Source organism: Hyunsoonleella jejuensis (genome assembly GCF_900111025.1).
GTDB classification, from domain to species: Bacteria; Bacteroidota; Bacteroidia; order Flavobacteriales; family Flavobacteriaceae; genus Jejuia; species Jejuia jejuensis.
Window position 1 is genome coordinate 844,062 of sequence record NZ_FOFN01000001.1, and the last position, 14,850, is coordinate 858,911.

Consider the following 14,850-nt stretch of genomic DNA (forward strand, 5'->3'; position numbering starts at 1 on the left):
GTTGTAGTTCGCTAAATTTTAATGATATTTGTATACGTAAATTTAGAAATCTATGGCACCTAAAAAGCAAACACTTGGCGAATTTATTATTGAAAATCAAGCTTCTTTCAAATATTCTTCTGGGGAACTATCTAGTCTGTTAAATTCAATCCGTTTAGCAGCAAAAGTGGTAAATCATGAAGTGAATAAAGCAGGTTTGGTTGATATTATTGGAGCTGCTGGTGATACAAATATTCAAGGAGAAGACCAACAGAAGCTAGATGTGTATGCTAACGACAAATTTAAACAAACATTAACTCGCCGAAACATTATCTGTGGTTTGGCAAGTGAAGAAGAGGATGATTTTATTTCGATCAATAGTCAGGATGAAAACCATCAAAATAAATATGTGGTTTTGATTGATCCTTTGGATGGTTCTTCAAACATAGATGTTAATGTGTCCGTGGGGACCATATTTTCTATTTACAGAAGGGTAACACCGATAGGAACACCTGTTCAGCTGGAAGATTTTTTACAGGAAGGTAGTGCACAGGTGGCTGCGGGTTATGTGGTTTATGGTACTTCTACGATGTTGGTTTACACTACAGGTGATGGCGTAAATGGTTTCACACTAAACCCTGCTATTGGCTCATTCTATTTGTCTCATCCAGATATGGAATTCCCTGAAGATGGTACTATCTATTCCGTTAACGAAGGTAATTATATTCATTTTCCTCAAGGTATAAAAAATTATATCAAGTACTGTCAATTAGAAGAAGAGGATAGGCCATATACATCGAGATATATTGGGTCTTTGGTGTCGGATTTCCACAGGAATATGATAAAAGGTGGTATTTATTTGTACCCACAAAGCTCTAAAAACCCTAATGGTAAGCTAAGATTACTATACGAATGTAATCCAATAGCATTTTTAGCAGAACAGGCCAACGGAAAAGCGAGTGATGGTTTTACTAGAATAATGGATATAAAGCCTACTGAACTACATGAACGTGTACCGTTTATTTGCGGCAGTAAAAACATGGTGGATAAGGCTGAGGAGTTTATGCAGAAAGCACGAAATTAATATTAATTGCTTAGCTTAAGCAAAGTGAAAATATAAAGAGGTATAGTGCCTATTTTTAGGCATAAAAAAAAGCGAACTCCACGGTTCGCTTTTTTTTCTCAATACATCATCTTTTAATGTAAGCCCACTAAATCTCCAGCGTCATCTTTAGTTGGCAAATCTGTTTTCCCCATTAAGTAAATATCTACTTGTCTTGCAGCTTCTCTACCCTCGGAGATGGCCCATACGATTAAGGATTGTCCGCGACGCATATCGCCAGCTGTAAAAATATTTGGGATATTCGTTTGGTATTTTCCGTATTCAGCTTTGTAATTTGAGCGTGCATCTGTTTTAATGCCTAATGTATCAGCAAGCGTAGATTCTGGCCCTGTGAAACCAAGTGCCAATAAAGCTAAATCACATGGCCATGTTTTTTCTGTGCCTTCAATTTCTATTAGTTGCGGACGTTGCCCAGGCACCATCTTCCATTCGACATTTACAGTTTTTAATCCTGTTAATTTGTTGTTTTCGTCGGTAATAAACTCTTTTGTATTTATCAACCAATTACGCTCAACACCTTCTTCATGAGAAGAAGAGGTTTTAAGTTGTAATGGCCAAAAAGGCCAAGGTGTAGTTGGCGAACGATGCCCCGGTGGTTTCGGCATAATCTCGAAATTAACTACAGATTTTGCACCATGCCGGTTAGAGGTGCCAATACAGTCTGAACCTGTATCTCCTCCACCGATAACTATAACGTTTTTATCGGTAGCCATTATTTGGTTTTCTACTTTTTTACCAAATAGTACTTTGGTTTGTTGTGTTAAGAAATCCATAGCCTGTACCACACCATCAGCCTCAATACCTGGGGTTGGTAAGCTTCGTCTTTCGGTAGCACCACCACATAACACAACGGCATCAAACGCTTTTAATTCTTCAACATCATAATTTACGCCTACATTTACATTTGTTTTAAACGTGATACCTTCTGCTTCTAAAATTGCTAAACGACGATCGATGATTTCCTTTTCCATTTTAAAATTAGGAATACCGTAACGTAATAAACCTCCTATTTCATCATCGCGTTCAAAAACAGTCACGGTATGTCCAGCTCTGTTTAACTGCTGTGCAGCAGCTAAACCAGCGGGTCCAGAACCTACAACAGCAATTGTTTTACCAGTTCTTGTTTTTGGAGGTTGCGGTTTAATCCAGCCTTCTTGAAAGGCACGCTCAACAATTTGCTTTTCTATGTTTTCAATAGAAACAGGATCTTCTATAATACCTAAGACACATGATTTTTCACAGGGTGCAGGACATAATCTACCAGTAAATTCTGGAAAATTATTCGTGGAATGTAATATCCATGAGGCTTTTTGCCACTCGCCCTGATGTACCATATGGTTGAAATCTGGAATAAGATTCCCTAAGGGACACCCACTATGACAAAACGGAATACCACAATCCATGCAGCGCGATCCTTGTTTTGTGATTTCCTCTTCTGAAAGAGGTACTGTAAATTCTTTATAATGTTTTATACGGTCTTTTACAGGCACGTATTTTTCGTCCTGTCTTTCAAATTCTTTAAAACCTGTTACTTTCCCCATGATTCTAAGCTGTTAATTCTTCTACCATTTGTTCTTCGGTCTCTAAACGTTTTAAAGCACGTTTATATTCAATTGGCATTACTTTTACAAAGTTGCCCAATGTTGTGTCCCAATCAGATAATAATGTTTTGGCAATTTCACTACTGGTGTACAATAGGTGTTTCTCAATAGCCGCTTTTAATTCATTTGCGTCTTCAGTAGAAATATCCTCAAACTCTATAGTTTCTGTATTACATAAGCCATTTACAAATTTATTGTCTGGATCATACACATAAGCAATTCCACCGCTCATACCAGCGGCAAAGTTTCGTCCTGTTTTACCAAGCACGATAACACGACCACCCGTCATGTATTCACAACAGTGATCTCCAACACCTTCTACAACTGCAGTAGCTCCAGAGTTACGGACTGCAAAACGCTCGCCAGCAATTCCATTTATATAAGCTTGCCCGTTTACTGCGCCGAATAAACAAACGTTTCCAACAATAATATTTTCATTGGCTTTGAAATCGGCATTTTCAGGTTTTTTCACAATTAGTTTAGCACCTGAAAGCCCTTTTCCTAAATAATCATTGGTGTTTCCTTCTAAAGTAAAGGTTAATCCGAAAGCACCAAACGCCCCAAAACTTTGTCCTGCCGAACCTTTAAAATTGATGTTAAGTGTGTCTTCGGGCAAGCCTAGGTGACCGTAGATTTTTGAAAGTTCGTTGCTTACAATAGCTCCAACGGTACGATTGATATTGCTTATTGGATACTGTAAAGTCATTTTTTCCTTACGATACATAGCGCGATGTGCATCCTTTAAAATCGTAAAATCTAATACGTTATCTAAATTGTGATCTTGCTTTTCTGTATTTCTAACAATCAATTTATTATATGCAGCTGGCCTGTGTAAAATACTTGATAAATCTAAACCTTTAGCTTTATAATGCTTTATGGCTTTATTCGCATTAATTTTATGGGTTTGCCCTACCATTTCTTCCATGGTTCTAAACCCAAGTTGTGCCATGATGCCACGTAATTCTTCAGCTACATAAAAGAAGAAGTTGATAACATGTTCAGGTGTACCCTTAAAGTTTTTACGTAGTTCTTTATCTTGAGTAGCGATACCTACAGGACAGGTATTTAAATGACACTTCCGCATCATAATACAACCAGAAGCTACGAGAGGCGCAGTTGCAAAACCAAATTCCTCAGCACCAAGAAGTGCAGCTACGGCAACGTCTCGCCCAGTCTTTAACTGTCCGTCGCACTCCACCACGATTCTACTTCTCAAGTTGTTTAAAACAAGTGTTTGTTGCGCTTCAGACAAACCAAGTTCCCAAGGTAATCCGGCATGTTTTAATGATGTTAAAGGAGAAGCTCCTGTGCCACCATCGTATCCAGAAATTAGTACAACATCGGCTTTAGCTTTTGCTACACCAGCAGCAATAGTACCTACACCAACTTCGGAAACTAACTTTACGTTAATTCTAGCATCACGGTTCGCGTTTTTTAAATCGAAAATTAATTGTGCTAAATCTTCAATAGAATAGATATCGTGATGTGGAGGTGGTGAAATTAACCCTACAAAAGGCGTTGAGTTACGTGCATTTGCAATCCATGGCAATACTTTTTCGCCAGGTAATTGTCCGCCTTCTCCGGGTTTAGCACCTTGTGCCATTTTTATTTGAATCTCTCTGGCATTCGTTAAATAGTGAGAAGTTACACCAAAACGACCAGAAGCTACTTGTTTTATCGCAGAGTTTCTACTATCTCCATTTACATCGGGATGAAAACGGTTTCTGTCCTCTCCGCCTTCACCAGAGTTAGATTTCCCGCCAATGCGGTTCATAGCAATTGCTAAATTTTCATGAGCCTCACGAGAAATAGAGCCGTAAGACATCGCGCCTGTTTTAAAACGCTTTACAATCTCTGTCCATGGTTCAACTTCATCTAAAGGAATAGGGTCTAAGTTGTCAAACTCAAACAACCCACGAATGGTCATTAAGTTTTCAGATTGTTCGTTTATAGCTTTAGAATATACATCATAACTTGCTTGATCGCTTAAACGAACTGCTTGTTGTAATTTGGCAACAGTAGTAGGGTTAAACATATGGCGCTCGCCGTTACGTCTCCAACGATAATCACCGCCAATATTCAAACCTAATTTTTTGTCAATAGGTTTATCTGGATAAGCTTGTTTGTAACGTTGGTCTATTTCTTTTTCTATTTCATAAAGTCCGATACCTTCAATTCTAGAAGCGGTATAAGGGAAATATTTTTCTACGAAAGATGAGTTAAAACCAACAATTTCGAAAATTTGAGAACCTCGATAAGAATGTAGGGTAGAAATACCAATCTTATTCATGATTTTTAGAATGCCCTTACCAATAGCTTTATTGAAGTTTTCAACAGCTTGATCTTCATTTAAATCGGCAATAAATCCTTCTTTAACCTGCATTCTAATAATTTCGTTTACCATATAAGGGTTGATGGCACTTGCGCCATAACCAAATAAAGTTGCGAAATGATGCGGTTCGCGAGGTTCAGCAGATTCAATAATAATATCAAAATACGATCGCTTACGTAAACGATTCATTTGATGGTTTACATAAGAACATGCCAATAGTGCAGGAATTGGTGCAAATTCTTGGTTAACACCCCTGTCGGACAATATGATAATGTTTGTTTTGCGCTCTAATGCTTTTTCTATCTGAACAATGATAGCGTCTAAAGCATCTTCTAAACCGTTCATTCCTTGCGCTTTTGGGTATAGCATTTGAATGGTTTCTGCTTTAAAGCTCTCAATTTTTATAGTTCTGATTTTCTCTAAATCTGCATTTGAAATTACCGGGTTTTGAATTCTCAGTTTTCTACATTGTCTCTCTGTTATACTGAAAATATTACGGTCCTTTCCAAGATTCAAACTAATATCGGTAACAATTTCTTCACGAATCCCATCTAAAGGTGGGTTTGTAACTTGTGCGAATAATTGCTTGAAGTAGTTAGAAATAAGTTGAGGTCTATCTGATAAAACTGCCAAAGGCGTATCGATACCCATTGAACCTAAGGCTTCTTTACCTTTCATGGCCATGGGTGTAATTACCTCTTGTATGTCTTCAAACGTGTAATTGAATAAACGTTGTCTTGTTTTGATATCAATGGTCTCTATGGGGCAAGTATCATTGGTATAAGGAACATCTCTTAAATGTAAACGTGTTTTATCAAGCCACGCTTTATAAGGGCGTTGGTTTACAATTTTTGTCTTTATCTCTTCATCGTCGATAATGCGTCCTTCATTCATGTCTACCAAAAACATTTTTCCAGGTTCCAATCTTCCGTGGGATTCAATGTCTTCTGGCTCAATATCCACCACACCAACTTCTGATGCCATGATTAGTTTACCGCTTTTGGTTACAGTATATCTAGAGGGTCTTAATCCGTTTCTGTCTAATAAAGCACCAATGTAATCGCCATCTGTAAATGGCACTGATGCGGGTCCGTCCCAAGGTTCCATAATACAGCCATTGTACTCGTAGAACGATTTTTTGTCCTCACTCATGGTGGCGTGTTTTTCCCATGCTTCAGGAATCATCATCATCATAATTTCGGGAAGGGAGCGATCGGAATGTGTTAATAATTCAACCACCATATCCATTGAAGCCGAATCTGATTTCCCTGGAAGGATAATTGGAAATAATTTATCTATTTGAGGCCCAAAAACATCACTTCTCATAATTTCTTCGCGCACACGCATTCTACTTACGTTACCTCGTAGCGTGTTAATTTCACCATTCTGACACATAAAACGGAATGGTTGTGCCAGTTCCCAAGTAGGCATTGTATTAGTAGAGAAACGTTGGTGTACCAAAGCTAATCGTGTAACAAGGTCTTCTTGTTGCAAATCAGTATAATATGGACCAATATCTTCAGGCATTATAATACCTTTATATATTAAGGTAGTAGTTGATAAACTGGGTACGTAAAAATAAGAGCCTTCAGATATCTTTGATTTTCTTATGGTATGCTCTGTGATTTTACGTGCCGCATATAATTTAGCTTTGAACGTAGCTTCGTCAATAACGTTGGTTTTGCCAATAAATAATTGCTCTATCCTTGGTTCGGAGGCCAATGCAATTTGCCCGAGTTGTGTAGAATCTACAGGTACTTTTCTCCATCCTAAAACAGTAAGTCCTTGTTCATTTACTTCCTTTTCAAAAATATCCTTACAGTATTTGTATTGGTTTTCAACTTTTGGTAAAAAAACCATTCCTACTGCGTACTCTCTTTGGTCGGGGATATTAAAATCACAAACACGTTTAAAATAATCGTGAGGGATATCTATTAACAAACCAGCGCCATCACCAGTTCTGCCATCTGCACTTACACCTCCACGATGCTCCAGTTTAACGAGAATTTCTAACGCGTCGTGAATAATTTGGTTTGTTCGTTCTCCTTTAAGATTACAAATAAAACCTGCGCCACAATTTTCGTGCTCGAATTCGGGGGAATATAAACCTTGTTTCTTCAACATAATCAACGATATATAAGATTAAAAAAAGCGTCGAATTACAAATGTAGGCATTGAAATTATATTTCTAATAAGGCAATTTCATTATTTCGATTTTTTAATCGAACATTACTTTTAAATGGTTTTCTATCAATAATAATGAGATATTTTAATAAATATTCAATGGATAAAATTTAAGGATAAATAAGAATTTGTGAATTATTGAAAGGGATTGCTGTTTTTGTTAAAAAAATACGCATCATAAGCAAACAAAACCTGACGATTATTCAATAAATAAGGTTATTGATATTTCATAAAATTAAGTTAAAATAACAATACCCCTAAAAAAATGGGGGTAAAATTTGATAAATCATAAAAATGAATCAATTACCCCTATTTTTTTATGGGGGTAAATCTTTTTTAAATAGTTTAGCCCCGTCTTAAGGAAATAAATTTTAAAAATTAATAACCAAAATTTAAACAATTATGAAAAAATTACTTACCCTTTCAATGCTTCTTATAGCAACTGTATTATTTGCGCAAGAAGATGAAAAACCAAAATTGAGTATCAGTGGTAGTGTTGATGCTTATTATCAAACATATTTAACTGCTTCTGATAATGATGCCCCAACTTTCGGAACGGCTTTCGCTGGTCAGTCTGGTTTCGCTTTAGGTATGGGGAACATTATTGCAACGTATGAAGGTGAAAAAGTAGGTGCTGTTCTGGATTTAGTTGCAGGTCCAAGAGGTGCCGGTGCCACTTTTAATACTGATATTGTAGATGGTATCGTTAACCAAGCATATGTGTACTGGAATGTTTCTGAAGGAACTACCTTAACTTTTGGTAGATGGAACACGTTTTTAGGATATGAAGTAATTGCGCCAGCCGCAAACTTTAACTATAGCTGTTCTTACTTATTCTCAAGCGGACCATTTTCACACATGGGTTTAAAGGCTGATTTCGCTTTATCTGAGGATTTTAGTTTAATGTTAGCTATCACTAACCCATGGGATACTAACGATATTTCAATGACAGGAGAGTACGCTCTTGGAGCTCAACTTGGTTATAAAGGTCAATTCTTAAACCTGTACTATGATAGTGGAAATAGCGGAGGTTTAGGTTTTGAAATCGATTATACGGGTGGTTTTGATTTGTCAGACTCATTTTTCTTAGGTATCAATGCCGCTTATAATGATAATGACGGATCTGGTTTCTATGGAGCTGCTTTGTACCCCCAAATAGCTACTTCTGATAGTTTTTCTATAGGATTAAGAGGGGAATACTTTGCTATTCATGGTGATGGTGATGATTTACCATCTGTATTTGCTACAACTTTAACAGGAAGCTATTCCGTAGACAACTTAATTATCAAGCCTGAAATTAGGTTAGATGCTTTGACTAATCAAGATGATGGTCAGTTTTACGGAAACTTTGTTGATAGTGATGGAGTTGGCACTGACAGTTTAGCAGCTTTTACTTTAGCCGCAATAGTAACGTTCTAAGTAAAACGAGATTGATAAAAAAATAAAATAAAGAATAGAGCGAGTTCTTTATGAAAAGGAACTCGCTTTGTTCACATTATAATTACTAACCATAAAAAACAAATATTATGTCATTATTAAACATGCCCCTTATAATGCAAGATACCGCCGCTGTAGAAGGCGATATGGGAATGATGTGGATGCTTATCTCTGGTATTCTAGTATTCTTAATGCAAGCAGGGTTCACATTAGTGGAGTCTGGCTTTACACGCTCTAAAAACGTGGTGAATATTGCTATGAAAAATGTATTGGATATAGCAGTAGGGTCACTAATGTTCTGGTTTGTTGGATACTCTTTAATGTATGGAGAATCTTCTTCTGGATGGATTGGTTGGAGTGGTTTTATGTTTAACCAAGGTCCAGCAGATTTGTTTTTCCAAACAGTATTTTGTGCTACTGCAGCTACTATTGTTTCAGGAGCTATTGCTGGTAGAACGAAATATACTACCTATATTATTTTCTCGATTATTATGACTGTAATCATTTACCCAATTGCTGGTGGATGGGAATGGAATGGTGGTTGGTTAAATGATACTGATGGTATCATGCCAGCTGAATTTATTGATTTTGCAGGGTCTTCAATTGTACATGCTGTTGGTGGATGGGCTGCTTTGGTTGCTGCAATACTTGTAGGGCCAAGACTAGGTAAATACATTAATGGTAAGGCTGTAGACATTCCAGGTCATAACAAACTTCTTGCAACACTAGGTGTATTCATACTTTGGTTCGGATGGTTCGGATTCAACGGTGGGTCTCAATTAGCATGGGGTGGTGATGATGCCACTGGTGCTTCTATGGTAGTTTTAGTAACTAACTTAGCTGCCTCTGCAGGAGCTATAGGTGCCCTTTTCTTATCATGGTTAAGATATAAAAAGCCAAATTTAGATATGACCCTTAACGGTGCTTTAGCTGGTTTGGTAAGTATTACAGCGGGTTGTGGAAACATGACAGAAGGTGGTGCTATAATTGCAGGTTTTATTGGAGGTATTATTGTTGTATTCTCTATGGAATTTGTAGAGCAAAAACTTAAGATTGATGATGCTGTTGGTGCTTTTTCAGTACACGGTGTAGCAGGTTTCTGGGGAACCATTGTAATTGGTCTTTGGGGTATTGATGGCGATACTGGTATTGGTTTATTCAATGGTGGTGGTGCTAATCAGTTTTTAGCGCAATTAATAGGTGCCTTGGCATATGCTATTTGGGCCGTGGTAACTTCTTGGATTTTCTTAACTATTCTTAAGAAAACTCTTGGATTAAGAGTTTCTGAGAAAGAAGAAATAGAAGGATTAGATCTTTCTGAGCACGGTGCTCTAGCTTATCCTGGTAAAAGGCAAAGAGAAATAGAAGACTAAGCTAATTGAAATACATTCAATAATTAATGTAAGTTTTCAAATTAGTTAGTTTGTTAAAAAAGGATGCTTTTTAATATAAAAAAAGCATCCTTTTTATACGTTTTTTAGAAAACTAATAATAGTTTTTGATTAATCCATGAATATTCTTAGTCACCCTATTATTTTTCTATTTTTGAATTCTTACTAATCAAAATACAGGCATATTATGAAAAAAATCGAAGCAATTATTAGAAAATCAAAATACAGCACCGTTAGAGACGCATTGCATGAAGTTGGTGTGAATTTTTTCTCCTACTGGGATGTAACTGGTTTGGGAAATGAAAAGGAAGGTCATGTTTACAGAGGTGTTAGTTACAGTACAAGTGATATACAGCGTAGATACCTCTCCATTGTAGTAAATGATGATTTTGAAGAGGTAACTATTAAAACAATTTTAGAATCTGCTTCCACTGGAGAAGTGGGAGATGGTAAAATTTTCGTTTCAGATGTAAGCGAATGTTACAGAATTAGAACAGGAGAAAAGGGTGGCGACACTTTAAAATAATAACCAATTAAAAATATATAGATAACTAAGATATTATGGAACAAGGATTATTTACAGCAAACAATGTATGGATGATGATCTGTACGGCATTGGTTTTTTTCATGCATACAGGATTTGCATTTTTAGAAATAGGACTAACGAGACAAAAAAATACGATCAATATTTTATTTAAAAATATTTTTATAATTACCGTAGGGTTATTATTATATTATATTGCAGGGTTTAACTTAATGTATCCTGGATTTGAAGAAGGTGCTGCAGGATTTATTGATTTTGCAGGATTTGGAATAGCAGCTCCAGAAGGAGGAATGACTCCGGAATATGCGGATGGCGGTTACACATGGTGGACAGATTTCTTATTTCAAGGCATGTTCGCTGCGACCGCTGCAACTATTGTGTCTGGTGCTGTTGCTGAACGTATGAAAATAGGACCATTTATGATGTTTACCGTATTATACGTAGGCTTGGTGTATCCAATTGCTGGTTCTTGGAAATGGGGAGGTGGTTTCTTAGACCAAATGGGATTCTATGACTTCGCAGGTTCTACATTGGTGCACTCTGTTGGCGGTTGGGCTGCTTTAGTGGCAGTTTGGTTGCTTGGTGCTAGAATTGGTAAATTTAAAAACGGAAAACCACAGGCAATTCCAGGGCATAGTATTCCCTTAGCTACGGCAGGTGTTTTAATTCTTTGGTTGGGCTGGTTTGGATTTAATGGTGGCTCTGTGCTCTCAGCGGATCCAGAATTAACCTCTTTAACACTAGTTACTACATGTTTAGCTGCAGCTGCAGGTGGTGTAGTTGCTGCATTTGTATCCTTTTTAAAGTATAAGAATTTAGATTTAACCATGTTCTTAAATGGTATTTTAGGAGGTCTTGTTGGTATTACAGCTGGTGCAGATGTAATGACACCAGAAAGCGCTATCATTATTGGTGCTATTGCTGGGTCGTTAATTGTATTTGCAGTTGCATTTATTGATGCTATTAAATTAGATGACCCAGTAGGGGCTATTGCAGTACACTTAGTTTGTGGTATCTGGGGGACTTTAGCAGTTGGTATCTTTTCAACAAACCCAGAACACTCATTCTTAACACAATTAACAGGAGTAGCTTGTTATGCAGCGTTCTGCTTAGTGTCAGCGTTCCTTATCATATTTACACTTAAGAAAACAGTTGGAATTAGAGTTCCTGAAAGAGAAGAACTGGAAGGTCTTGATGCTCATGAGCATGGAATGGATGCTTATCCAGATTTCCGATTGAACGAACATTAATATTTTATTAATTTAGTTGATATAAAATGCCCCACAATCGTGGGGCATTTTTTGTTTGGAGGTTGGTACGGTTTTCAATGTATTTAATTTTTTCACACTGTTTATGATCTCATTTAATTATCAAAAAAAACCTGTTATACTTTGGGCTAATAACATCGCTATTTACAGTATTTTGAAAAAGAAGAATGTTTTTCAACCATCTAATAGTATAGTTTTTATTGAGAATTGTTAAGTACTTCAAGTAGCTACAGTGCCAAAAAACTAAACTAATGAAACACAAAAAACCCCAATCCGCAATTTGTGCGGATTGGGGTTGTTTTTAATGCAATGCTTTTTTGTTAAGCAGAGTTTCTACTAGCATTAATATTACCAAATAACGAGCGTGTTACTATTTTTTCGTAAATCACTTTCTCAGGATCATCCTTCGGTACTCCAGCTTTTTCAAATTCTTGAATTTTCTTAAGAGCGTATTGCTGAATAGTTAATAACGGCAATACGATAGACTCCCTAACCTCAATAGATGCTTTACTCGTTGGTTCGTTTTCCATAAGTTCATCGTATCCAGAAAGTTTAAGAAGTAAGCGTTTTGTATTAAGATACTCTTCAAATATAATCTTCCAAAAATCACCAAACTCTTCGTCTTTAGACATATATTTTGTTAGATCAAAAAACGATTTTGTTAGTGACATCATACTATTATCAATAAGCGTTTTAAAGAATTTAGAGTTTTTGTAAAGTTGCTCTACTTTCACCCATTCATCTCTGTCTTCGTACTTCTTTAAAGCTGTTCCAACGCCATAAAATCCAGGTACGTTTTGTTTTAATTGACTCCAAGATCCAACAAATGGGATGGCTCGTAAGTCTGAAAACACAAGTTTGTCTGATGTTCCACGTTTTGATGGTCTACTTCCAATATTTGTTTTGGCATAGTATTTTAAAGTACTCATACGTTCCAAATAAGGAATAAACATCGGGTGGTTTTTAAAATCTTTATAAGTTTGGTAACTGGTTTCTGCCAGCTCTTCCATAACGGCCCTGTCTTCGTCAGATAGTTTATTGCGCTCACCGTCGATCCTGTTTTTAATACCAGAACTTATTAGCTGTTCTGCATTGTATTGAGCCGAGTCTAGCGTCCCAAAATTAGAACTAACTGTTTGTCCTTGAATGGTAACCTGTACTTCCTTATCTTCTATGGTTGGACCCAATGAAGAATAGAAGTTGTGTGTTTTACCACCGCCTCTTGCTGGCGGTCCACCCCGACCATCAAAGAATATGGCCGTAATATCATACTTTCTAGACATTGCAGTAAGTAGCTCTTTCGCTTTGTAGATACCCCAATTGGCCATTAAATAACCACCATCTTTCGTGCCATCAGAGAATCCAAGCATTATGTTTTGCTTGCTACCTCTAGCCCTTAAATGTGCCATGTACTCTGGGTTTTGGTATAGTTGTTCCATTACGCCAGGAGCATTCTCTAAATCAGGAATAGTTTCAAATAGAGGCGCAATATCTACGGTGAGATTATCTTTAAAGGCAACAATTTTTAACATTGCAAATAGTTGCATAACGTTAAGCGCTGTTTGGTTGTTGCTAATAATGTAACGATTTGCACCACGTTCGCCATTGCTCTTTTGAATGTCTTTAATTATCGCTATTGTTTTTAGCGTATTTCTAACCATTTCATCTTCAAAAACATCTAAATCATGAATTTCATCGGTAGCTTTTGATAAAATATCAATTTGTTTAGCTTCTGATAATTCATGGTAATTTTCAGGAAAAGATGTACTCCCTTTTTCTATCAGATGATCAATTACCGTTGTAAAAACAGAATGGTGAATTCTACTATCTTGCCTAATATCCAACGATGCGAAATGGTATCCGAATAAATGAACCCTGTTAATAAGATGATTGAGTTCGCTCACGTAAAGCGACTGGTGCTCTTTTACTACTAGATTTCTAATGCTTAATAATTCAAGCCTTAGCTCTTTTTCGGTTATAGCTTTCTTATGGTTTAAATCTATACTGTAATCATACATTATAGTTTCTAAACGGATTATGCGTTCCTCAACGCCTCTAAAGGTTAATTTTTTTCGTAAAGATTTTAGGTCTTCGTAGTATTTTTTTAGAATTGTTTTTTTAAGTTTATTTGCAACCTTAAGGGTAGTTTTTGGTTTTACAAAAGGATTACCGTCTCTATCGCCTCCAGGCCAAAACCCAACATTTATAATATCGTTGTGCTTTTTACCATCGGCATATATATTGGTTTGAATATAATTATAAATTTCTCCAAATGTTGAATAAAATACATTGTCTAAATACCAAATTAAACTCTTTGCCTCATCATAAGGCGTAGGTTTTTTATGTTTGAAAAAAGGTGTTTTTCCAAGTTGTCCGAATAAATTATTGATTTCTGAAAGGTCGTTTTCCTTTATAGCTTTAGTTAATGAGGTTATGATACCTAAAACAGAACCCGGATAAAATTGGGTTGGGTGCGCGGTTAAAACAATACGTACTTTGAACTCTTCTAAAAATGCTTTAAGTTCTTCCATTTTACCTTCAGACATTGCAGAACCTTTCAAGTTTCTTAAAGTTCCTACACCATCCATGTTGTTAACAACCGGGAAAGCGGCATCCTCTATAGCATCAAACAGTACCACTTGTCGCTCAATATATTGGATAAACCTGAACAATAGGTTGATCTGACTTTGTTTATTGCGTCGAGCTTGATATTTTGTAAAAAACGTCTCTACAATGGTTGTGGGGTCATCACCGTTTTTAAAACCTTTCTCGCATGTTTCATGAAATAATGGCAATAAAACTCCTGTTTTTGTAACTGCATCAAAAGGTAAGGTCATAAATATACTGTTGTATATTTGGTATTTAGACAGTACTGTTTGATTGAATCTAATTAACTTTGGTTCTACAGACATATATTCGGTTTTTATAAAATGAACAGTAAAAATACTAAAGGTTTGTTGAAACCAACGGCTTCACTTAAAATTTTGTCAA

8 protein-coding genes are annotated in these 14,850 nt (G+C 36.5%); 5 read left to right on the forward strand and 3 right to left on the reverse strand.

What is annotated here, in order from left to right; genetic code table 11:
* Window positions 1–52: 52 nt before the first annotated feature.
* A complete protein-coding gene (gene fbp / locus BMY39_RS03685) occupies window positions 53–1,063 on the forward strand; it encodes a class 1 fructose-bisphosphatase (RefSeq protein ID WP_092575549.1) in 1,011 nt (336 codons plus the stop codon).
* 113 nt (window positions 1,064–1,176) lie between these two features.
* Here fbp and BMY39_RS03690 read toward each other — a convergent pair whose 3' ends face one another.
* Both BMY39_RS03690 and gltB read right to left on the reverse strand, forming a co-directional pair.
* On the reverse strand, window positions 1,177–2,643 hold the full coding sequence (locus tag BMY39_RS03690) for a glutamate synthase subunit beta (RefSeq protein WP_092575552.1): 1,467 nt from the start codon (window positions 2,641–2,643) through the stop codon (window positions 1,177–1,179).
* Window positions 2,644–2,647: 4 nt separating this feature from the next.
* The gene (gene gltB / locus BMY39_RS03695; protein ID WP_245738153.1) at window positions 2,648–7,159 is read right to left on the reverse strand and encodes a glutamate synthase large subunit; all 4,512 of its coding nucleotides are present in this window, start codon (window positions 7,157–7,159) and stop codon (window positions 2,648–2,650) included.
* 462 nt (window positions 7,160–7,621) lie between these two features.
* Here gltB and BMY39_RS03700 point away from each other — a divergent pair, with 462 nt between their 5' ends.
* From BMY39_RS03700 to BMY39_RS03715, 4 genes are all read left to right on the forward strand, one after another.
* The gene (locus tag BMY39_RS03700; RefSeq protein WP_092575554.1) at window positions 7,622–8,638 is read left to right on the forward strand and encodes an outer membrane beta-barrel protein; all 1,017 of its coding nucleotides are present in this window, start codon (window positions 7,622–7,624) and stop codon (window positions 8,636–8,638) included.
* A gap of 107 nt (window positions 8,639–8,745) precedes the next feature.
* The gene (locus BMY39_RS03705) at window positions 8,746–10,029 is read left to right on the forward strand and encodes an ammonium transporter (RefSeq protein WP_092575557.1); all 1,284 of its coding nucleotides are present in this window, start codon (window positions 8,746–8,748) and stop codon (window positions 10,027–10,029) included.
* A 205-nt stretch (window positions 10,030–10,234) separates the two neighbouring features.
* On the forward strand, window positions 10,235–10,573 hold the full coding sequence (locus BMY39_RS03710; protein ID WP_092575560.1) for a P-II family nitrogen regulator: 339 nt from the start codon (window positions 10,235–10,237) through the stop codon (window positions 10,571–10,573).
* A gap of 35 nt (window positions 10,574–10,608) precedes the next feature.
* Window positions 10,609–11,841, forward strand: coding sequence for an ammonium transporter (locus BMY39_RS03715; RefSeq protein WP_092575563.1), 1,233 nt, complete (start codon window positions 10,609–10,611; stop codon window positions 11,839–11,841).
* Window positions 11,842–12,179: 338 nt separating this feature from the next.
* Here the strand turns inward: BMY39_RS03715 and BMY39_RS03720 are convergent, their stop codons facing one another.
* Window positions 12,180–14,771, reverse strand: a complete 2,592-nt coding sequence (locus BMY39_RS03720; protein ID WP_092575565.1) for a phosphoenolpyruvate carboxylase — start codon at window positions 14,769–14,771, stop codon at window positions 12,180–12,182.
* Between the last annotated feature and the right edge of the window lie 79 nt (window positions 14,772–14,850).

Coding starts and splice junctions, on each gene's coding strand:
- BMY39_RS03720 (WP_092575565.1), bottom strand. CDS start 14,771: ATGTCTGTAGAACCAAAGTTAATTAGATTCAATCAAACAGTACTGTCT.
- fbp (WP_092575549.1), top strand. CDS start 53: ATGGCACCTAAAAAGCAAACACTTGGCGAATTTATTATTGAAAATCAA.
- BMY39_RS03715 (WP_092575563.1), top strand. CDS start 10,609: ATGGAACAAGGATTATTTACAGCAAACAATGTATGGATGATGATCTGT.
- BMY39_RS03705 (WP_092575557.1), top strand. CDS start 8,746: ATGTCATTATTAAACATGCCCCTTATAATGCAAGATACCGCCGCTGTA.
- BMY39_RS03690 (WP_092575552.1), bottom strand. CDS start 2,643: ATGGGGAAAGTAACAGGTTTTAAAGAATTTGAAAGACAGGACGAAAAA.
- BMY39_RS03710 (WP_092575560.1), top strand. CDS start 10,235: ATGAAAAAAATCGAAGCAATTATTAGAAAATCAAAATACAGCACCGTT.
- BMY39_RS03700 (WP_092575554.1), top strand. CDS start 7,622: ATGAAAAAATTACTTACCCTTTCAATGCTTCTTATAGCAACTGTATTA.
- gltB (WP_245738153.1), bottom strand. CDS start 7,159: ATGTTGAAGAAACAAGGTTTATATTCCCCCGAATTCGAGCACGAAAAT.